We start from the raw sequence: 20,704 nt of genomic DNA, 5'->3' as shown, positions 1-20,704 counted from the left end.
TCCCCCACCTGGAGGAACACCTCGTGGCCACCAAGAAGAACCTCACCGCCGACCGCTCCAGCGTCGTCCACAAGGTCCGCTACGCCCTGCGCCACCCGGAGCGCATCGGCGGCTACGTCCGCCGGGCCGCCCGCGACGGCTGGCTGCGCACCAAGCACCGCGACCACGTGTCGTACTACCGGGCCGTCATGGCCTCCGACACCGCCCGCAACCCCGAGGCCGCCGTCGGCAGCCAGAGCCACGACCGCTGGCTCGCCCTCGGCAAGATGCAGTTCGACTACCTCCTCGGACACGGCCTGGCCCCGCACCACCGCATGCTCGACATCGGCTGCGGCAACCTCCGCGCGGGCTGGCGCTTCATCGAGCACCTCCACCCCGGGCACTACTACGGCATCGACATCTCGCCCGACATCCTCATCTCCGCCAAGCAGACCCTCACCCGGCAGAAACTCCAGGACAAGCTGCCGCACCTGACCATCACCCAGGACCTCAAGCTTGAGTTCCTGCCGACGTCGCACTTCGACGTCGTGCACGCCCACAGCGTCTTCTCCCACTCGCCCATCGAGGTCATCGACGAGTGCCTCGCCCACGTCGGCCGCGTCCTGGCCCCCGGCGGCTTCTTCGACTTCACCTTCGACCGCACCGAGGGCGAGGAGCACCAGGTCCTCCGCGAGGACTTCTACTACCGCACCCAGACCCTCGTCGACCTCGCCGCCCGGCACGGCCTGACCGCCCGTTTCATGGACGACTGGGAGCAGCTCGGCCACGGCCAGTCCAAGATCCGCGTCACCGCCTGACCGGCGCCCCACCCCCGTGGGGGCGCCGGCCGTACGGGCCTCGGGGCTCCGGCGTCAGCCGTGCTCGGGCAGGTCGGCCCCCACCGGGACGGAGGAGCCGCGCCCGGACCGCGGGGCGGCGGCCTTCGCCCCGCAGAAGGCGGCTTCCAGGGTTCCGCCCAGGGCCGTGTTCGCCTGGCCGCGGTTCGAGGTGTTCGCCATGGCCGCCAGCGACCGCCGGCCGTCGCGCGTGGCGAACGCGTACGTGTAGTAGCCCTGCACGGTGCCGGTGTGCCCGTACACCGGCACCCCGCACGACAGGTCGTAGCGGCGCAGGCCCAGCCCGTAGAAGCGGGTGCCCGTCGCGTCCGTCGGCGTCGCGGCGAGCATGGCGTCCAGCATCGGCGCGGGCAGGAGCCGGCCGCCGAGCAGCGCGGAGACGAAGGTGTTCAGGTCGGCCGGAGCGGAGATCATCGCGCCGGCCGCCTGCGCCCAGGACGCCGTCTGCTCGGTGGAGTCCACCGGGGTGCCCGCCTCGTCCGGGTGCAGGTAGCCGCGCACGTGCCGGCCGCGGATCGCTGTGTCCGGGTGGACGTACGCGGTGTCCCTCAGCCGCAGCGGTCCGATGATGCGGCGCCGGTACTCCTCGCCCACGCTGCGGCCGGAGGCCTTCTCGATGAGCATGCCGACGACGGCGAAGTTGGTGTTCGAGTACGCGTACGCCGCGCCCGGCGCGTTCGTGCGGGGCTCGCGCAGCGACAGGCGGACCAGCTCCCGCGGGTCGAACACCTTGTTCCGCACGGCCTCGAAGCCGGGCACGGTCCGCGCGAACATGGCCTCCGTGTAGTCGGCGAGGCCGCTGCGGTGGGCCAGCAGATGCCGGACGGTGATCCGGTCGTCGGGCAGCAGCCCGGGCAGGTGGCGGCCCACCGGGTCGTCCAGGCCGAGGCGCCCCTCGTCCACCAGTTGGAGCAGGACGACGCTGGAGAACGTCTTGGTGACGCTGCCGATGCGGAACCGCGCCCCGAGGTCCATCGCCGCACCGCTGCCCCGGTCGCGCACCCCGGTCGTCCTGGCCAGGACCCGGCCCTCCGGACCGGTGAAGCGGGCCATCGCCCCGGGCGCCCCGGCAGCGGTGGCCGCGCGGAGTGCCCGCTCCAGGGCGGCGGCGTCAGGGGCGGGCGCCTGCTGCGGCAGCGCGGCGGCGGCGGTGGTGGTGGTGGAGTGCGGTGCCGCGTGGGCGGCCGCGGCGGGGGCCAGGCCGGCGGCGACGGCCAGCAGGGCGGCGCCGGCCGTCAGGCGGCGGGCGTGGGACGACAGGTGCACGGGGCTCCTCGGCGCTTCGGGAGGGGTGGGGGGGACGGCACGGTGCCGCCGGGCGGCCGCACCGTGTCGGGGAGAGGGGGATCGTACGGGCCGTCCGGCGGCTGGCCCGCACGGCGCGGCCGGTCAGGTCCGGCAGGCGGGGACGCCGTCCAGCCATGCGGGCCCCTGGATGTAGATGTTCGTCATCCAGGCGTTGTAGTCCGGCAGGTAGGACCAGACGTCGTTGGTGTAGCCGTCCGAGGTGACCTTCTCCGCGTGCTTCTGGCAGCCGACGCGGATCGTCGTGGGGCCGGGGAAGGCGTACACGCGGGCCGCGGACAGCCGCGGTTCGGCCTTCGTCCACACGCCGGTGCCCCACGTCCGGAAGAGGGGCCCCTCGACGGGGCCGGGGTTGACGCGGACCGCCCCGTGGTAGCCGGAGTCCAGGCGGGCGTCACTGACCATCAGCTTCGTCCCGGACTGCCGGGCCTCCGCCATCTTCCCCGCACCCAGGTAGATCGCGATGTGGTGCAGGTCCCGGGAGGTGCCCCACACGAGCAGGTCCCCGGGCACCAGCGGGGCGAGCCCCTGCGCCGCGGTGAAGCGCTCGGCCGCGCGGTGCGTGTAGTACTGGGCGGACGCCACCCCGTTCAGGATGTCCGAGCCGGTGGCGCGGGCGTACGCGTACCGGACGAGGCCGGAGCAGTCGAAGCCGAGCCGTTCGGGATCGTGCTCGCTCGCCGGGTCGCTGGGGTCCACCTGGCCGTACGTGGCCCCCGGCTCGGGGCCGTGGCCCCCGCCCCACGTGTACCAGACGTCGGCGGCGACCTGCTCGCAGGCGGCGGCGACGGCCCGCTCCGCGGCGGCGGAGGCGCCCGGCGCGAGGACGCGGCAGGAGTCGTCGGCGGCCGCCGCGGGGGCGGGCGCCCCCAGCAGGACGGCCAGGAGTGCGATGAGCGTGCCGATGGGGCCGGATCGGCGAAGCATGCGGATCCCTCGATTCGTGTGGCCGCGGGGCGCGGTGAGTCCGTGTCAGGAGGCGGGCGGGTCGCTCTCGGGGTGGGACGCCGCCCGCATCCCGAGACTGGCCGAGCGCGGCCCGCCGCGTCGACCCCGCCGCGCCGCCCCACCCGGACGGGCAACGGGAAACCCCCGGGAAACCCCCTCCCGTCAGGGCAGTTCTGGCGGCTGGGCGCCCTGCCTGGCGGGCTCGGGGTCCCACAGCCGGACCGTGCCGTCGTTGCCGCTGCTCGCGACGGTGCGCCCGTCCGGGCTGAACGCGACACCCCACACCGCGTTCGTGTGGCCCGACAGCGCCGCCCGAAGCCGCCGGCCGGCCACGTCCCACAGCCGGACCGTGCGGTCGTTGCCGCTGCTGGCCAGGGTGCGGCCGTCGGGGGAGAAGGCGATGCCGCGGGCGGAGCCGGTGTGCCCGGCCAGGACGGCGGCGACCGCGTGCCGCCACGGGTCCCACAGCCGGACCGTGCCGTCGTTGCCGCTGCTGGCCAGGGACCGGCCGTCGCGGCTGAACGCCACCGCCCGGACGGCGCCGGTGTGGCCGGTGAGCGTGGTCAGCGGCCGGCGGCCCGGCACGTCCCACAGGCGCACCGTCAGATCGTCGCCCGCGCTGGCGAGCGTCCTGCCGTCGGGGCCGAACGCGACGTCGTTCGCGAAGTCGGTGTGGCCCGTCAGCGTGGCCAGCGGCGCCCGCCCCGGCACGTCCCACAGCCGGACCGTGCGGTCCGAACCCGCCGACGCGAGCGTCCGCCCGTCCGGGGAGAACACCGCCGCGAACACGGTGCCCGTGTGCCCCCGCAGCACCGCCGGTCCGGTCCGGCCTGCGGTGTCCCACAGCCGGACGGTCCCGTCGGAGGCCGCCGAGGCCAGCGTCCGCCCGTCGGGGGAGAACGCCACCGCGTACACGGCCTCCGAGTGCCCCTCCAGCCGCCGGAGCAGCCGCCGGCCCCGTACGTCCCACAACTGCACCGTGTGGTCGCCGCAGGCCGTGGCCAGCAGGGCGCCGTCCGGGCTGAACGCCACCCGCCAGAACTCGGTGAACGGACGGGCCGTCAGAGTGCGCCCGCGCAGGTCCCACAGCACCACCGACTGGTCGAACGAGGAGGTCGCCAGCACCGCGCCCTGCGCGTCGACGGCCGCCGCGAGGACGTAGTCGGTGTGCCCCGACAGCGCCGACGTCTGCCGCCCGCTGCGGACGTCCCACAGCCGGGTCGTGCCGTCCCCGCCCGCGCTGACGACCGTCGAGCCGTCGGGCGTGAACGCGACGCCGTTGACGTCGTCGTTGTGGCCGGTCAGCGTCGCGGTCGCCGGGCGCTGCCCCGCCTCCCACAGCCGGACGGTGCGGTCGGCGCCGCCGCTGGCCAGGCTCCGCCCGTCCGGCGCGAACGCCACCCCGAGCACCTCCGCGGTGTGCCCTTCGAGGACGGCGGGGCTCCGGGCGCCGGCGGGGTCCCACAGCCGGACCGTCCGGTCCGAGCCGGCCGAGGCGAGGGTCCGCCCGTCCGGCGCGTACGACAGGGCGTTCACCTTCCCGGTGTGCCCGGCCAGGACGGTCGGCGGGCCGGCCCCGCCGGCAGGGTCCCGCAGCAGCACCCGGCCGTCCGCGGTCGCGACGGCGAGCGTGCGCCCGTCGGGGGAGAACGCCAGGGCCCGCGCATCCGCGGTGTCCGCCGGGAGCACGGCCGTCCCGCCGCCGTCCGAGGTGTCCCACAGCCGTACGGGGCCGTCGGTGGACGTCGCGGCGAGCCGGCTCCCGTCGGGGCTGAAGGCGATGTGCCGGACCCGGCCCGGCATGGTCAGCGCGGCCGTCGTCCTCCGGTCGGACACCCGGCGCAGCAGCACCCTCCCGTCGGACCCGGCGCTCGCCAGCAGCCCGCTGCCCGGCGCGAAGGCCACCGCGTTCACGGGCCCGCTGTGGCCGCCGAGCCGGGCGAGGAAGGGCTGGGCCTGCGTGCTCAGCAGCGCGCCGCGCGCCTCCGGGGTGGCCGCCGTGCGGTACGCCTCCCGCGCGAGCCGCAGCGACTCCTCGGGCCGCCCGGCCGCCAGCGCGGCGGACTGCGCGGCGAGCGCCTGCGACCGCGCCTGCCGCTCCTGGCCGAGGGCGGCCTCCCGCTGCCGGTACGCCAGCCCGCCCGCGGTCAGCGCCAGCACCAGCAGGACGACGAGGAGGGCGAGCATCCGCTGCCGGAGCCGGACCTGGCGCCGGTCGTGCTCCCGGCGTTCCTCCTCGGCCGCCGCCCCCGCCCGCAGGAACTCCGCCTCCAGCGGGGTGAGCCGGGCCCGTCCGCCCAGCTCGTCGGCCCAGGTCCGGGCGGTGTCCAGGCGCGTCCCGTGGTACAGGACGGAGGGGTCCCGGCCCTCGCGCTCCCACTCCTCGGCGGCGCGGGCCAGCCGCCGGTGCACCAGCAGCCCGTCGCGGTCAGCGCGGATCCAGCCGCGCAGCCGCGGCCAGGCGTGCAGCAGGGCCTCGTGCGCGATCTCGACGGTGTCGCTGTCCGCGGTGACCAGCCGCGCCCGGACGAACGAGTCGAGAGCCCGCCCGGCCGCGCCCGGGTCGGCGGACTGCTCCAGCAGCACGGCCCGCCGCATGCGGCGGCGGGTCGCCGCGGCGCCGTCGCCCACGTGGACCAGGCCGAGCAGCATCCGGCGCAGCACCCGCTGCTCGGCCGGGTACAGCCGGGCGAAGACGTTCTCGGCGGTCTGCGCGACCGCCCCCTGGATGCCTCCGCTGTGCTCGTACCCGGCGACGGTCAGGGTGGCGCCCTCGCGCCGCTGCCAGGTCGCCATCAGCGCGTGCGAGACCAGCGGCAGCGCACCGGCCGGCGCCGCGAGACCCGAGGCTGCCGCCGGCCCGGCCGCCGCCCCGCGCACCCCGGCGTCGCGCAGCAGCAGCGGCACCAGGCCCGGTTCGAGGGCGAGGCCGGCCCGGGCGGCCGGCCGTGTGACGGACTCCCGCAGCTCGGCCACGGTCATCGCCGGCAGGACGAACAGCCCGTCCGCCAGCGCGGCCGCCAGTTCCGGCAGGTCCAGGCAGCCGGCGGTGAAATCGGCGCGGATGCCGAGCACCACCACCGCCGGGTCCAGGCCTGCCCGGTCGGCGCGGCGCGACGCGGACACGGCGCACAGGACCCGGACGAACGCCCGCCGCTCCTCCTCGTCACCGCACAGGGTGAAAAGTTCCTCGAACTGGTCGACGAGCAGAACCGGCCGCAGCCCGGGCCGCCCGTCAGGGGCCCCGCCCTCCGCCGGCCCGGCCCCGGCACCGCGGGCTCCGCCGGAGAGCCGGTGCACCGCCTCCAGGAGCCGCTCGGGCCGCTGCCGCAACTCCCGTACACCCACGCCCGGGTCGTCGCCGAGGGCCTTCGCGGTGCAGTCCAGCAGCTCCTGCAGCGGATGCGCCGTCGGGGTCAGCCTGATCACGGGCCAGGAGTCGGCGCCCGCCATCGGGAAACCGCCGCCGCGCCGCAGCGCCGGCACGAGACCGGCGTTCAGCAGGGAGGACTTCCCCGCCCCGGACCGGCCGACGAGCAGTAGCGGGCCACTCCCGATGCGCTCGAAGACCCGCTCCACCAGGGCCGCCGTGGCCCGCTCCCGGCCGAAGAACCAGCCCGCGTCCTGGGGGGTGAAGGCCGCCAGCCCCCGGTACGGGCACTCGCCCTCCGCCTGCCACGGGGCCGCCGCCGCGGGCGCGGCCTCCGCCGCGGCCGCCCGGGCGGAGTCCGGGTCCGCCTCGTGGGCCAGCCGCACCAGCGCGCCGTCCGCCTCCAACACCCGGTCGCAGCGCACCGCGACGTCGAGGGTGACCCGCTTCGCCCCGGTCTCGATCTTGCTGAGATAGCCCTTGCTGTAATGGGTCTGGCGGGCGAGCCCCGCCAGCGACAGGCCGCGCTCGACGCGCAGCCTGCGCAACTGGGCGGGAAAGGACCGCACGGCCGCTTCCGCTGCGCCCGCAGCCGGGTCCGCCTCGGCGGCCGACGCGCCCTGCGCGGTGTCGGAGGCTTCGGACGGGCCGTACCGGTGTGTCGTGTTCCGCCCGCTCTCCGGGTCGCCCACGGCATCCCCCATGGCAGTGTGCGCCGAGGTCGTGAGATGGCAGCCCAAGGCTACAGCGGGCCTCGCACGGCCGTGTACGCGCTGTGACCGGCGTGGCGGGAAAACGCGCATGCGGAAGGCCTCCCGGGCCCGCCGCAGGGCGGCTCCGGGAGGCGTTCCGAACAACCGGGCCAGGACTACGGCCGGTACAGGGCGACGGAGTTGATGGGTGTGAGGTTGGCGTAGACGCCGGTCTGCGCGGCGATGCGGCCGCCGCAGCCCGTGCCGTTGCTGCCGGTGCACAGCGCGGCGGTGGCGCCGCCGGTCTGGTTGTTCAGCACCCAGTGGTTGCCGTACTGGTTGTAGATCTTGTGTGCCCCGTAGCTGTAGAAGACGTGGGTCGGCTTCACCGCCGGGTTCTGGTCCTGCGGGTAGATGCAGACCGCCCCGGACGGGCAGCCCGCCCAGTCGCCGGCGGGCTTGGCCTGGGCCGCCCCGCCGAGTGCGACGACGGCCGCGGCGGCGGTGGCGAGTGCGGCGGCGCCGCGGATCATCTTGCGCATCGGTTCCCCCTGGGGGTCGCGTTTCGTGCTGACGGCTCAAGCCTGTCCGCGGCGCCCCCCGAGGTCGACGCGTTTCCTGTCTCCCGTCCGCCGACGGCCCGGGAAACCCCTCCCGGCCTGCGGGGACGCCGCCCGGGAGGCAACCCCGCGCCACCCGTGAGGCGGCACCCGGGGCGGTGCCCGAAGGCACCCGTGATGTCCTCCGGCGGGACCGCGCGCAGAATTGAGGCAGCGGCCCGCCCCGGGCGCGGGCCCGACAGCCGTCTGCGTGGAAGGGGGGCGTCCCGATGCGACCGGAACGGCCGGGGGGCCGGAGCGGCCCCGGCCCGCTCCTGTCCGAGCCGGGACCCCTGCTGGAGCAGGTCGCCGTCGCCGTCTTCGCCCTCGACGACGCGGGCCGGATCGCCCACTGGGGGCCCGGAGCGCAGCACCTCTTCGGCCACGCCGCGGACGACGTGCTCTCCCGGCCCGCCGCCCTCCTCTTCCCGGACCCGCCCCCGGACGCCCCGGACGGCGCCGCCCGGCTCCTGGAGCGCGCCCGCACCCTCGGCTACTGGCGGGTCCGCATGCCCGCCCGGCACCGCGAGGGCGGCATCTTCGACTGCGGCTTCCGGGTCTTCCCCCTGGCAGGCGCCGGCGGCTCCGTCGTGCTCGGGCTGGCCGCCCGCGGCGAGGAACTCGACCGTGTCAAGACGAACCTCCTCTTCCTCGACGCCCTCTTCGAGACCTGCCCGATCGGCCTCGTCATGCTCGACGAGGAGCTGCGCTACGTCCACCTCAACCAGGCCCTCGCCGAGATGGACGGCATCCCCCTCGCCGACCACCTCGGGCGCCACGCCGCCGACATCATGATCACCTCGGACGGCGGGGAACTCCAACGCACCCTGCACGACGTGGCCCGCGGCCGCCGCTCCGTCGTGGGCGCCCTGGTCGGCCTGCGCACCCCCGGCCGGCCCGACCGCGACCAGGTGCGCTCCGTCAGCTTCTTCCCGCTGAGCGGAGCCGGCGACACCCGGCGCGGCGTCGGCGGGCTCCTCCTCGACGTCACCGACCGCGAGCAGGCGATCCTCGAGGCCACCGCCGCCCGGCAGCGGCTGGCCCTGCTCGACCGGGCCGCCGCCCGCATGGGCACCACCCTCGACCTGGACACCACCGCCCGCGAGCTCGTCGAGGCGGCCGTACCCGACTTCTGCGACGGCTGCGTCGTCGAACGCGTCGAATGGATGGACGAGGACGAGGACTTCGACCCCGAGCGGCCGCTGGCCACCCGCAGGATCGCCTCCGGGACGGTCCTGCCGGCGCCCGCCGAGGAACTCGTCAAGGGCGCGGACCGGGTGGTCTACCCGCCCGGCTCCAGCATCCACCACATGGTCGGCACCGGCCGCCCCCTCGCTGTCCCCGTGAACGAGGAGTTCGTCACCCGCACCGTCGCGCACCCCGGGCGCGCCCGGCTGCTGCTGGAGAGCGGCTTCGACTGCATCCTCGTGGCGCCGCTGATCGCCCGCGGCACCGTCCAGGGCATCGCCATGTTCGGCCGGTCCGCGGCCCGGCCAGCGTTCGCCGACGAGGACCTCAGCCTCGCCGCGGAGCTCGCCTCCCGGGCTGCCCTCTGCCTGGACAACGCCCGCCTCTACGGCAGGATCCACGACATTGCGCTCACCCTCCAACACGCCCTGCTGCCCAGCGCCCCGGCCGCCGGGCCGCACGTCGACATCGCCCACCGCTACCTGCCCGGCAGCCGGGTCACCCAGGTCGGCGGCGACTGGTACGACGCGGTGGCCCTGCCCGGCGACCGGGTCGCCCTCGTCGTCGGCGACGTCATGGGCCACGGGGTGCCCGCCGCCGCGAACATGGGCCGGCTGCGGATCACGGCGAAGACGCTGGCCCGGCACACCGCAGAGCCCGCCGACCTGCTCGCCGAGCTCGACGCCTGCGCCGAGGAGTCCGGCATCGACTGGGCGACCTGCGCCTACCTGGTCTACGACGCCCGGACCGGCGGCGCCCGCATCGCCAACGCCGGACACCCGCCGCCCCTCGTCCGCAGCCCCGACGGCACGGTGCGGACCGTCGGCGAAGGGCTCGGCGTGCCCCTCGGGGTCGGCGGCGTCCCGTACCGCTCGACGCGGGCGCACCTGCCGGAGGGAGCCGTCGTCGCCCTGTACACCGACGGCCTCGTCGAGGCGCGCGGCCAGGACATCGACACCGGCATCGACGCCCTGCGCGCGCTGCTCGCCGGGCCGGTCTGGTCCCTGGAGGAGGCGGCCGACCGGATCCTCGCCGAACTGCTGCCCGCGGCGCCGACCGACGACACCGTCCTCGTCCTCGCCCGCGTCCGCCGGGCCCCCGAGGTACGGGAGCCGCCGACGGTCTGACCTGCGACCCCGGTCGGGGCCGGGAACCGCGGGCGCATCCGCGCGCGTCTTGCCGCGCGGCCGGGCCGCCCGCCGGAGGCGTCCGCCGTACGAGGGGAGTGGGACCGGGATGGGGCGAGCGGGCCCGCGGCGGGGCGCGGGGGGACGCTGGGCGTGGCGCCGGGGCCGGGGCGCGGCGCTCCTCGCCGCGGCGGCGGCCGTCCTGCTGGTGCGGCCCCGCCTCCTGCCGGACCTGCCGGGGCGTCCGGGGAGCCTGGTCGAGGCGTTCCTGCCGTGGCTGGGCCTGGCCGTGCCGCTGCTCGCGGGCTGGGCGGTGCTGCGCCGGTCGCGGACCGCGCTGTGCGCGGCCGGGCTGCCGGCGCTCGCCTGGACGGCCGCGTTCGGCGCGTTCCTGCTGCCGCGCCCCGAGCAGCCCGCCGACCTGCGGGCCGTCCAGCACAACGTCGCCGACGACAACGCGGACCCGGCGGGCACGGCCCGGGCCCTGGCACGCACGGGCGCCGACCTGATCGCCGTGGAGGAGCTGACGCCCGCGGCGACACCGGCCTTCACCGCGGCCATGGCCGCCGACTACCCGCACCGCGCGGCCGCCGGCACCGTCGCCCTGTGGTCGCGGCACCCGCTGGACGACCCGCGCCCCGTGGACATCCGGCCGACCGGGGTGGGGGAGGACTGGAACCGCGGCCTGCGGGCGACCGCCCGGACCCCGCACGGCGACGTCGCCGTGTACGTGGCGCACCTGCCGTCGGTACGGCTCGGCCCGCTCCGCGGGTTCGACGCGGCGCGGCGCGACGAGAGCGCCGTCCTGCTGGGCCGGGCGCTGGCCGCCGAGCCCGTGGACCGGGTGGTGCTGCTCGGCGACCTCAATGCCACCGTCGACGACCGGGGGCTGGCCCCCGTCGTACGGCTGACGGGGCGTCCGGCCCGGGACTTCGCGTTCAGCTGGCCGGCGCCGCTGCCGGCGGCCCGCATCGACCACGTCCTGGCCCGCGGGGCCGACGTCACCCGGGTCCGGACCCTCCCCTCGACCGGCAGCGACCACCTGCCCGTCGCCGCCGACATCCGGTTCTGACGCCGGCCGGCGGGGCGGCTCCGGCTCACCGGATGGCCGTGATCCACCTCCGGACCGCCGTGTAGGTGGCGTCGTCGGCCGTCGAGAGCACGGTGATGGCGTGCAGGTCCTCGGCGGCCGGCGGGACGCCCGCCACGGTGAGGCAGGCATGCAGGTCCAGCCGCCGGCGGTCGGCGGAGGTGAGCGAGTCGGAGGCCCGGTCCGGGTGGGGGAGCGGGTCCTCGGGCTCCGTGCTGTCCGGTTCCGCGTCGGCGGTGAGGCCGCGCAGGCCGGGGAAGCGGTAGGGGTCGAGTGCGGCCCGCGATGCCTTGGGGCCGCGGAGGGACTTCCACGCGTCCATGCGAATGCTCCGAACGTAGGGGGCGGGGGGTGGGCGGGCCACGGCGCCGCGGCCGTGGTGAGGGGCTCCGGCCGCGGCGCGGGCGCGCCGGGACGGGGGAGGGAAGGGTCGCTGCGGTACTCAGGGCTGCGCGTCGCGTACGGCACGGGCCCGGGCGCCGGCGGCGATGACCTCGGCGAGCCTGTCGGCCACGGCCGTACTGCATCCGCCGAGCCGGACGATGCCCCGGCAGCCCACCGGCCCGTCGTTGCCGAGGGACGGGAGGACGAGGCCGGCGAGCGCCAGAGCGGCCCGGAGGTTCGCGGCGGCCGCCTCGCCGGCGCGGAACGCCTCGTCCTGGCGCCGCTGGTACTGGACGCGCTCGGCGCGGGTGAGTTCGTAGCCCATGGTGGTGTCCTTTCGTTTTGCGGGGTGGTGCGCGCGCAGCGCGCTGCGGCGCCCGGCGCACGGCCGGTCCGCCGGGGGGCGGACCGAGGTGGGGCGTTCGCGGGAGCGTCGGGGAACGACGCGCAGGCCGCCGGGGGCGGCGGGGGCCGGGGGCCCCGCCGCCCCTCGCGGCCGGTCGGTGGGGTGGTCCGTAGGACTGACGCCGCGGGCAACCCGTGACCTATCGCTTTCGATCTTCGTTTCCCGGACAAGTGCGTGATCACGGTCCTGGACCGTCCGGGAAGGAGTGACGTGCCGAGGAGTCGCCGCCGGTTACCGGCCCCGCAGGGCCCGGCCGTGCCGGTACGTGCGTCGGCGCGTGGAGCGCGCCGCGCGGGGGAGGACGGCGGGTGCGCGGGCCGCGCACCGGGGGCGGGGTGCCGCCGCCCGGTCAGGACCCGTAGCGGAATCCGCGTCCCGGGGAGGGCGGCAGGCCGCCGCCCCGGTCGGCCAGGGCGAAGTCCGGCAGGCCGGCGGCCGCCTGGCTCCGCACGGCCGCCGGCTGCGGCATCGGGGCCGGGGTGCGGGTGCTGCGGCTGTTGCGGTGCCGCGGGGAGGGCTGGCGGGGCGGACGGGTGAGCGTGATCTGGCGTACGAGCTGCTGGAAGCAGGCCAGTGCGGCGATCGGCGGGAGGGTCGCCGCCGCCTGCCCGGCGAGCGTTCTCGGCGCCTGGGCGAGGCACAGCAGGGTGGCGAGGGTCGAGAACAGCAGGACGATCGACCAGGAGTGGATGGCACGCCGCTGGTGCAGGGCGGCGCGCAGGATCGACAGGGAGGCGACCATCCAGGGCCCGTAGATCAGCAGGGGCCACCAGCTCACCACGTCGTGCGCGGTCCGCGGCCCGGCGCTGTGGCGCAGCGCGTCGCAGATGGCCATGCCGCTGAACAGGCTGACGACGGCGGCGATGACCGCGACCAGCACGGAGGTGAGCAGACTGCCCGTGCGGAGCAGCGTCATGACCGGCTTTCCGGAGCCGCTCCTGCGGTGGCTGGGGTGGGCCGCCGGGTGCGGCCATTCGCCGGTGGCGGGCTGGGCCATGCCCGGGCCGGCGCCTACACCGACGCCCACACCCAGGCCGGCGACGGCCGGCCCGACCGGGTCGGCCGGTTCGTCGAAGCCGATGCGGTCAAGGGGTTCGGCATGCATGGCGCCCGCGGCTTCCTGGAGCTGGTAGGCCAGCTCCTCCGCCGCGTCCCACGGCACGCCCGCCTCGACCGTCGGCGTGCCGAGGAGGGTGTGCCGTTCGTGCCGGTCGTGCCGCTCGTGCTGCTGCCCGGTCCAGTACAGCAGAGTGTCCGGGTGCGGGTGGGGGGCGGCGGTCATGTCGTGGAGACCGTAGGGTTCATACACGGTGGCTCTGCCCCAGGTATGCGCGGACGGATGCGTCGAACGGCGCCGTGGCCGGCACGGCCGGCCGCGCCATGGCCTGCCACCTCCGCGTGCACGCGACTTCGAAGCGTCGGAGTGTGTCCAGGAGGGTCTCCAGCGCGGGGGCCGCGTAGTGGAGGGCCACCTCGTCCGCGCCCCGCCGCAGGACCGCGCCCGCGTCGGGGTCCCCGTGCGCCGGGGAGGGGACGTAAGTCCACGAGCCCGCCCTCGTGGCGCCGGTTCGTACGTCGCGGCCATCGCTGTCGACGCTCCGTGGGTACATGGCCGGATGCCGTGCTGTTGTCATAGCCCAACCAACGTGCCAGCCGCCGGACTGGGTGTGCTCCATCCAGGTGAGGACGGCCGCTGTCAGCAGGCGTTGACCGGTGTCTTCTTATCGGTTCTGCACCGGGTGGGCAGGGGCCTGCCGGGCCTGCCGCACCCCCTCTGTGCTGCACGTTCGGCCGACGCCGCGCCAGGCACGGCCACACCCCTCGGGGAACACGAGTGACGTGTGTGACTTGTGGTGCGAGGAGGCGGGAACGACGAGGAAGCGCATGCGCCACACGGCGCGGCGCGCAGAGGTGAGCGTGCGCCCCTTGCCCGGGTGACGGCCGGTCGCGCCCTTCTGCCCAGGCCGCAGCGTCCGCCGGGGGTCGTGCGGCATGGAGCCGGGCTGGCAATCGGATGACAGGGCGCAACCCCGCATATGCCGTCGCGTTATGTCGAGGTGGTGCCGGGTCGCTCCGGTCGCCTGAAGTTCAGTCGAGGAAGGCAGCCGTCGTGGCAGACGTGTTCTTGTGGAGTGTGCTGGTGTGTGCCGTGCTGGGAACGGGCCTCACCACGTGGTCGTCGGGGGGAGTGGGCCGGCTGCACCCCGCGGACCGCCGTGAGCTGCAACGCCAACAGCACTTCGAGCATGTGCTGTCCCTGCACGTGGACGCCGTGCACACGCCGCGTGAAGGGGCCGACGGAACTGCCGTCGCGGCGGCCCGGGTTCCGTCGTGCGCGGTGTGCGGTTCCGTGCTCAACGCGTCCTGACGCGGCGGTCCCGCCCTCCGCTCCGGGCGGGGGCGTGCAGAAGTGCCCCGCAGGGTCGTCGCGCTGCGGTGGCTGGGCCGCGCCCTGTCGAGGCGCTCGGGAAGGGGTAAGTCGTGGTCCCCGGAATCCGTCACGGTCAACGAACTTACCCGCGACGCGGTGGAGGCCGAGACGGCCCGGGGCGAACGGGTGAATTTCGCAGGAAAATCCCTGTCGGTGCCGCTCGGGCTGCTATAAGGCCTGGGCCGGCGCCGCGTCGCCGGCCCGAGGGGTCACCACGGGACGTGCCGGTAGTCCTTCAGGAGCACCCCGTGGAGCGGGGCGCCCGCCTGGCCCTGCACGATGGGGTGGTAGACGCGGGCCGCGCCGTCGACGACGTCCAGCGGCGGGCGCCATCCGGTGGCGGCGTGCCGCTCCCGCGCGGGCAGCGGCTTTTCGTCGGTCACCCAGCCGGTGTCGACGCTGCAGGCGTGGATGCCGCGGGCGGCGAGGTCCGCGGCGCTGGTGCGGGTGAGCATGTTCAGCGCCGCCTTGGCCATGTTGGTGTGCGGGTGGTCGCCGGTCTTGTTGCGGACGGTGAACTGGCCTTCCACCGCCGAGACGTTGACCAGGTAGCGGTGCGGGTGCGGGGAGGCTTCCAGCAGCGGCAGCAGGCGGTCGGCGAGGAGGAACGGCGCGATGTTGTTGACCAGTTGCACCTCCAGCATCTCCACCGGGTCGACGTCCCCCAGGCGCAGGGTCCAGGAGTTGGCGGCGGCCGTCTCCGTCAGCAGGCCCGCTTCATCGACGTCGGCGGGCGGCTGCGGGGCGTTCGTCGGCCGGACGGGGGCATCGGCCATTCCGGCGCGGGGAGCCCCCGCGCCGGCCAGCAGTTCCTTCGTCCACGTCAGGGGCTCGGCGCGGTGGCCGGGCGCGAGGAAGCCCGGGGCGGTCCAGACCCGCGCCGCGGGGAGCGACGGGTCGGCGGCGGCGCCCTCGGCGGCGGCCAGGGCGCTGTAGGCCTGCGGGGAGCGGCGCAGCGTCTGGGCGGCGTTGTTGACCAGGATGTCCAGCGGCCGGCCCTGCGCCAGCAGGCGCCCCGTGAAGGCGAGGACCTGCCGGGGGTCGCGCAGGTCCAGCGCGGCGATCTCCAGCCGGTGCCACCAGTCGGCCGCGCCGGGCGCCGCGGCGAAGCGGCGTACGGCATCGCGGGGGAACCGGGTCGTCACCGTCAGCTCGGCGCCGTCGCGCAGGAGCATCAGCGCCGCCTGGAAGCCGATCTTCACGCGTCCGCCCGTCAGCAGGGCGCGCCGGCCCGCCAGGTCGGTGCGGGCCGTGCGCCGGGCGAGGTTGTCCTCGGCGCACCCGGGGCAGAGCCGGTGGTAGAAGTGGTGGACCTGGCGGTAGTGGTCCTTGCACACGTAGCAGCGCTGAGGGCGGTGCAGCAGCCGGGGCGGCTCCCCGCCGCCGGCCGTCTTCGGCGGCGCCGCCTCCGTGCCCGGCTGCGGCTGCCGGCCTATGTCCGCGCCGACGGTCAGGGCCTGGCCGGTGGCGGTGTCCGCCGACAGGGGGGCGTCCATCGTGCGGTCCGCGGCGCCCGTCGCGGTGGCGGCCAGCAGGTGCGCGTCGGCCGCCGCCCGGGCGGCGCGGTCCGCCGCGCGGCGCCGGTGCCGGCCGTCGCGGACGAACGCCGCCGCGGCCTTCTCCAGCAGGTGGCGCCCCGCGTCGTCCACCGGCAGCCGACGGGCCCGGTGCAGCAGTTCGAGACATGTTTCGACAAGATCACCGTCCGGCGGTGTACCGGGGGTGCGGGTGACCGGGACTGCTGACTGCACCGGGATGTCCTCACTCGAACGGGTGGGCGACGCAAGGGTTCGGCCGCCCATCATGCAGGACGGCCGTGAGTGCCGTCACCGCATTTCCGCCGCTCAGGTGCGGGGCCGGACCCCGGATGCGGCGCGCTCGTGGAGGAGGCCCGCCAGGCGGTCGGGGCCGTCGGCGGAGTGCCCCAGGAAGAGGTCCGGCTCGACGAGTTCCAGCTCCATGACGACCGGGCGGCCGTCGTCGGCCGTGGCGATGTCGACGCGCGCGTAGAGCAGCGGGCGGTCGGCGGGCACGGCCGCCAGGGCAGCGCGGGCGAGTTCCCGTTCGGCCGGTGAGGGCTGGTGCGGGGCCAGGCCGGGGTGGGGGGCGCGGGTGTTGTCGAGACCGGTCTCGGTGAGGACCGGCCCCTTGCGTATCGCGTGGCTGAACTCGCCGCCGAGGAAGACCAGCGCCCGCTCGCCCTCGTCGATCCGGGAGAGGTAGGGCTGCACCATGGCGGTGCGCCCGGATGCGTGCAGGGCGGCCGCGTGCGCGGCGGCCAGGTCGCGCTGGTGGGGGGCGTAGCGGGCGGTGTCCTGCGCGCCGGCCGAGACGGACGGCTTGACGACGAAGTGGCCGTCCCCGGGCAGCGGTACGTCCTCGCCGGGGGCGGCGAACCGGGTGGGGACGACGGGGATGCCCTGGTCGGCGAGGTCGTGCAGGTAGCGCTTGTCCGTGTTCCACCGGACCACGCCGGCGGGGTTGTCCAGCAGGGTGGCGGCCTCGACGGCGTCGGCCCAGGCGAGGAACCGGGGCCGCTGGAGGGCGTAGTCCCACGTCGACCTGATGGCCACGGCGGAGTAGCGCGACCAGTCGCGGTCGGGGTCGTTCCAGTCCGCCGCCTCGGCTTCCAGGCCGCGGGCGCGCAGCGCCTCCAGCAGCACGGGAAGGTCCGAGTCGTGGGCCAGTCCCAGGGCCGAGGTGGCGACGGCCACCCTGGTCGTGCCGGTCATGTGCGTGTCCTCCGCGGTGGGGTGTCGGTTCCGTTGCCGCGCCCGTGGCCGCGGCAACGACCGGCCACTGTGCCACACGGTGGATCTCCCGCCCATGCGGTTTTCCCGGCTATCGGGAGCGCTTGCCGCTTGCCGGGTCGCGTCTGCCGTTGGTGTGGCGGCCGCGTACCCACATCGGCAGGGCGAACCAGCACAGCAGGTACCAGGTCAGGACGCCGGCGACCAGCCAGGGGACGATGTCGTCGCCGGTGGTGACGCGCAGGATGAGGGAGAGCGCGGACACGAGGGTCGCGAGCAGGAGGACGATGCCCACCATCGTGAGCCGGGAGGCCCACATCACCGCCTCGGGCTTGATCCTGCGGCCCGTGACGATCCGGTGGAAGGCGACCGGGCCTATGAGCGCGCCGGTCGCGAGAGAGCCCAGGACGACGGTGATGACGTAGATCGTCCGGTCGGGCTCGTCCAGCTGCTGGAAGTGCGCGGTGAACGCGACGGTCAGCAGGAAGCCGAAGAGGATCTGGACGCCGGTCTGGACGACCCTGATCTCCTGGACCAGTTCCTGCCACTGGCGGTCCGCCCGTTCCTGGCGGGTCTCGTTGCGTCCGTTGCCGCGGTACTTGCCGTCGGCGGAGGCGGAGTCGGGGTCGCGGTCGTCGGCGTGGGCAGGGTCCCTGTCGTGGTTCTGGTCCTCGTCCTGTCGGCGGGTGGCGGTGTCGTCGTCCGGCATGCTGGCTCCCTCGGGCATCCCGTCCGGTCCGGACGGGTGGCTCCCGTCCGCCCGGAAGTGGAGGACGTGGATGCGTATGACCGGTCGCCGGCCGGTCAAACCCCTGTTCGGCCCGCGGGCCGGTCAGCCGCGGGGGGCCTCCCCGGTCATGACGGCGTGGAAGGCCGACATGCAGGGCAGGCAGTGGCGGTCCGTGTCGCTCCTGCCGGCCGGCAGGAGGGGGCTTCCGCAGAGGGTGGCGGACCGGTCGCGGGCGACGACGTGCCAGACCGGGCCGGGCCCGCTGGTCGCCTCGCCGAGGTGCATCTCGTACATGGGGCCTCCCCGTCGGGTGGACTGCTCTACGTCCACCACACCAGGGCATCGCCCACAAGGCCTCGACGAATGGGCCGTACGGGTGACCCGCGGCGGTCCGCGGGGGAAAATGGAAAAACCCCGGAGCGATTCTGCTTCCGAGGGAAGGGGAGCGGTATATTGGATTCTTCGCGTCTGCTTTTCGAGAGCGGGCGCGGAGCAGCCTCACGAGGACACTATATCGGGTCGGGAGTGGAATTGTCAACCGCGGAATTCCGTAATGAGCAGCAATTCGTCGACGGGCTCTACGCGCGCCTCGACGACCTGCGTGACCAGGCCGAACGTGCCGTGCGTGAGGCCCTCGCCAAAGGTGCGGGCAACGGTTTCCAGGCACGTCTGGAGCGCGACGTCCTCGTCGCGGAGCAGTCCGGGCTGCTTTCCGCCCTGAACTCCGGGGAGAACGGCCTCTGCTTCGGCCGGCTCGAGTTCTCCGACGGCCGCGACCACCACATCGGCCGTATCGGCATCCGGCAGGACGACGCCGACCGCACGCCCCTCGTCCTGGACTGGCGTGCCGACGTCGCCCGCCCCTTCTACCTCGCCACCGGCCACCACCCGATGGGCCTGCGCCGCCGCCGGCACATCACCACACACGACCGCGAGGTCACCGCCCTGCACGACGAGATCCTCGACCTCGCCGACCCCGAGCGCACCGGCCTCGAAGGCGCGGACGCCGACGCCGTGCTGCTCGCCGCGCTCGACGCGGCCCGCACCGGCCGCATGCACGACATCGTCGAGACCATCCAGGCCGAGCAGGACCGCATCATCCGCTCCCCCCACCAGGGCGTCCTGGTCGTCGAGGGCGGCCCCGGCACCGGCAAGACGGCCGTCGCCCTGCACCGCGCCGCCTACCTGCTGTACGCCCGCCGCGAGTTGCTCGCCAAGCGCGGCGTCCTGATCGTCGGCCCGAACCCCGCCTTCCTCGGCTACATCGGCGAGGTGCTCCCCGCCCTGGGCGAGACCGGCGTGCTCCTCGCCACCATCGGCGAACTCTTCCCCGGGGTGGAGGCGGCAGGCACCGACAGCCCGGCCGCCGCCGAGATCAAGGGCCGCGCCGGGATGGCCGACGTCCTCGCCCGCGCCGTCGCCGACCGGCAGACCCTCCCCGACGCGCTGCCCGCCGGGAGCGGCGAGGACAACGACCTCGTCCCCGAGCCGGCCCTGGAGATCGACCACGACGCATACGGCACCCTGCTGCTCGACCGGACCATGGCGCACGCGGCCCGGGACCGCGCGCGGGCCACCGGCCTGCCGCACAACCTGGCCCGCCCCTACTTCGCGTTCTCCGTCATCGACTCCCTGACCGCGCAGCTCGCCGACCGGCTCGGCGCCGACCCCTTCGGCGGCCCCAACCTGCTCGGCGCCGACGACATCGCCCAGCTCGGCAAGGAGATCGCCACCAGTGCCGACGTGCACGCCGCGATCGACCTGCTGTGGCCGCCGCTCACCCCGGACCGCCTCGTCGCCGACTTCCTCGCCGATCCGGCCCACCTGCCGGAGGAGGAGGCCGCGCTGATCCGCCGGCCCGACTCCGGTCCCGGCGACTGGACGCCCGCCGACATCCCGCTCCTCGACGAGGCCGCCGAACTCCTCGGCGTCGACGACAGCGCCCGGCGCGCCGCGCAGGAGCGCGCCCGGCAGGAGCGGATCGAGTACGCGCAGGGTGTCCTGGACCTGTCGGCCGGCTCGGAGTCGTACGAGTTCGAGGACATGGAGAACGAGTACCTCGCCGCCCACGACATCATCGACGCCGAGCGGATGGCCGAGCGGCACGAGGAGGCCGACCACCGCAGCACCGCCGAACGGGCCGCGGCCGACCGTACGTGGGCCTTCGGGCACGTCATCGTGGACGAGGCGCAGGAGCTGTCCGCGATGGCGTGGCGGCTGCTGATGCGCCGCTGTCCGACCCGCTCCATGACCCTCGTCGGCGACCCCGCGCAGACCGCCGAGGAGGCCGGGTGCGGCTCGTGGGCGGAGGTCCTGAAGCCGTACGTGGGCGACCGCTGGGAGCTGGTCCGGCTCGGCGTCAACTACCGCACGCCGGCCGAGATCATGGACGTCGCCGCTGCCGTGCTGCGGGCCCGCCACCCCGGATTCGAGCCGCCGCGGTCGGTGCGGTCCACCGGGCGCCGCCCCTGGCTGCGCCTCGCGGGCGGCGGGGGGCCTGCCGGCCTCGCCGCGGAGGTCGCGGACGCCGTGCGGCGGGGTACGCCGGTCGAGGGCCGGCTCGCGGTGATCGCCCCGCGGGCCCTGCACGCGGCCATCGCGGACCGGGTGCCCGGGGTGCGGGCCGGGGCGGAGCCCGACCTCACCCGCAGGGTGGTGCTGCTGGAGCCGCGGCAGGCCAAGGGCTTGGAGTTCGACTCGGTCGTGGTCGTGGAGCCCGCCGACTTCGCACCGAGCGACCTGTACGTCGCCCTCACGCGCGCCACGCAGAGCCTCGGCGTGATCCACGGAGGGCGGCTGCCCGAGGGGCTGGCGGAGGCCCTGGAGGGCGTGGCGGAGTAGGCGCAGA

At 75.6% G+C, this 20,704-nt stretch carries 17 protein-coding genes; 5 read left to right on the top strand and 12 right to left on the bottom strand.

The window, feature by feature from the left end; all coding sequences use genetic code 11:
• Positions 1–23 precede the first annotated feature (23 nt).
• Entirely contained in the window at positions 24–797 is a 774-nt protein-coding gene (locus ACZ462_RS18280; RefSeq protein WP_467806564.1) for a class I SAM-dependent methyltransferase, read from the top strand.
• 54 nt (positions 798–851) lie between these two features.
• On the opposite strand, the gene ACZ462_RS18275 is transcribed toward ACZ462_RS18280, so the two are convergent.
• From ACZ462_RS18275 to ACZ462_RS18260, 4 genes are all read right to left on the bottom strand, one after another.
• Positions 852–2,102, bottom strand: a complete 1,251-nt coding sequence (locus ACZ462_RS18275) for a serine hydrolase domain-containing protein (RefSeq protein WP_467806563.1) — start codon at positions 2,100–2,102, stop codon at positions 852–854.
• Positions 2,103–2,225: 123 nt separating this feature from the next.
• The gene (locus ACZ462_RS18270) at positions 2,226–3,068 is read right to left on the bottom strand and encodes a C40 family peptidase (RefSeq protein ID WP_467806561.1); all 843 of its coding nucleotides are present in this window, start codon (positions 3,066–3,068) and stop codon (positions 2,226–2,228) included.
• A 183-nt stretch (positions 3,069–3,251) separates the two neighbouring features.
• Positions 3,252–7,163: an nSTAND1 domain-containing NTPase gene (locus ACZ462_RS18265; protein ID WP_467806559.1), complete on the bottom strand. Its 3,912-nt coding sequence runs from the start codon at positions 7,161–7,163 to the stop codon at positions 3,252–3,254.
• A gap of 164 nt (positions 7,164–7,327) precedes the next feature.
• Entirely contained in the window at positions 7,328–7,693 is a 366-nt protein-coding gene (locus ACZ462_RS18260; RefSeq protein ID WP_467806558.1) for a hypothetical protein, read from the bottom strand.
• 287 nt (positions 7,694–7,980) lie between these two features.
• Between ACZ462_RS18260 and ACZ462_RS18255 the strand changes: the two genes are divergently transcribed.
• Entirely contained in the window at positions 7,981–10,065 is a 2,085-nt protein-coding gene (locus tag ACZ462_RS18255; RefSeq protein ID WP_467806556.1) for a SpoIIE family protein phosphatase, read from the top strand.
• Positions 10,066–10,174: 109 nt separating this feature from the next.
• Complete coding sequence (locus ACZ462_RS18250; RefSeq protein WP_467806554.1) at positions 10,175–11,137, top strand: endonuclease/exonuclease/phosphatase family protein; 963 nt, start codon at positions 10,175–10,177, stop codon at positions 11,135–11,137.
• Between the two features lie 25 nt (positions 11,138–11,162).
• Here ACZ462_RS18250 and ACZ462_RS18245 read toward each other — a convergent pair whose 3' ends face one another.
• From ACZ462_RS18245 to ACZ462_RS18230, 4 genes are all read right to left on the bottom strand, one after another.
• Positions 11,163–11,477, bottom strand: a complete 315-nt coding sequence (locus ACZ462_RS18245; protein ID WP_467806553.1) for a hypothetical protein — start codon at positions 11,475–11,477, stop codon at positions 11,163–11,165.
• Positions 11,478–11,597: 120 nt separating this feature from the next.
• Positions 11,598–11,864 carry a hypothetical protein gene (locus ACZ462_RS18240; RefSeq protein ID WP_467806552.1) on the bottom strand — a complete coding sequence of 89 codons (267 nt, stop codon included), beginning with the start codon at positions 11,862–11,864 and terminating at the stop codon, positions 11,598–11,600.
• 430 nt (positions 11,865–12,294) lie between these two features.
• A complete protein-coding gene (locus tag ACZ462_RS18235; RefSeq protein WP_467806550.1) occupies positions 12,295–13,227 on the bottom strand; it encodes a hypothetical protein in 933 nt (310 codons plus the stop codon).
• A 19-nt stretch (positions 13,228–13,246) separates the two neighbouring features.
• Positions 13,247–13,555 carry a hypothetical protein gene (locus ACZ462_RS18230; RefSeq protein WP_467806548.1) on the bottom strand — a complete coding sequence of 103 codons (309 nt, stop codon included), beginning with the start codon at positions 13,553–13,555 and terminating at the stop codon, positions 13,247–13,249.
• Positions 13,556–14,055: 500 nt separating this feature from the next.
• On the opposite strand from ACZ462_RS18230, the gene ACZ462_RS18225 reads away from it, so the two are divergent.
• Positions 14,056–14,313, top strand: coding sequence for a hypothetical protein (locus tag ACZ462_RS18225; protein ID WP_467806547.1), 258 nt, complete (start codon positions 14,056–14,058; stop codon positions 14,311–14,313).
• A 272-nt stretch (positions 14,314–14,585) separates the two neighbouring features.
• On the opposite strand, the gene ACZ462_RS18220 is transcribed toward ACZ462_RS18225, so the two are convergent.
• From ACZ462_RS18220 to ACZ462_RS18205, 4 genes are all read right to left on the bottom strand, one after another.
• The gene (locus ACZ462_RS18220; protein ID WP_467806545.1) at positions 14,586–16,127 is read right to left on the bottom strand and encodes an SDR family oxidoreductase; all 1,542 of its coding nucleotides are present in this window, start codon (positions 16,125–16,127) and stop codon (positions 14,586–14,588) included.
• Positions 16,128–16,220: 93 nt separating this feature from the next.
• Positions 16,221–17,108, bottom strand: a complete 888-nt coding sequence (locus ACZ462_RS18215) for an ATP-grasp domain-containing protein (protein WP_467806543.1) — start codon at positions 17,106–17,108, stop codon at positions 16,221–16,223.
• 109 nt (positions 17,109–17,217) lie between these two features.
• Positions 17,218–17,835, bottom strand: a complete 618-nt coding sequence (locus ACZ462_RS18210) for a DUF6328 family protein (RefSeq protein ID WP_467806542.1) — start codon at positions 17,833–17,835, stop codon at positions 17,218–17,220.
• A gap of 123 nt (positions 17,836–17,958) precedes the next feature.
• On the bottom strand, positions 17,959–18,150 hold the full coding sequence (locus ACZ462_RS18205) for a hypothetical protein (protein ID WP_467806540.1): 192 nt from the start codon (positions 18,148–18,150) through the stop codon (positions 17,959–17,961).
• Between the two features lie 237 nt (positions 18,151–18,387).
• Here ACZ462_RS18205 and ACZ462_RS18200 point away from each other — a divergent pair, with 237 nt between their 5' ends.
• Positions 18,388–20,697, top strand: a complete 2,310-nt coding sequence (locus ACZ462_RS18200; protein ID WP_467806538.1) for a HelD family protein — start codon at positions 18,388–18,390, stop codon at positions 20,695–20,697.
• Positions 20,698–20,704 lie beyond the last annotated feature (7 nt).

This window comes from Streptomyces sp. NPDC031121 (assembly GCF_055570615.1).
This window is presented reverse-complemented; position numbering and strand designations above follow the sequence as displayed.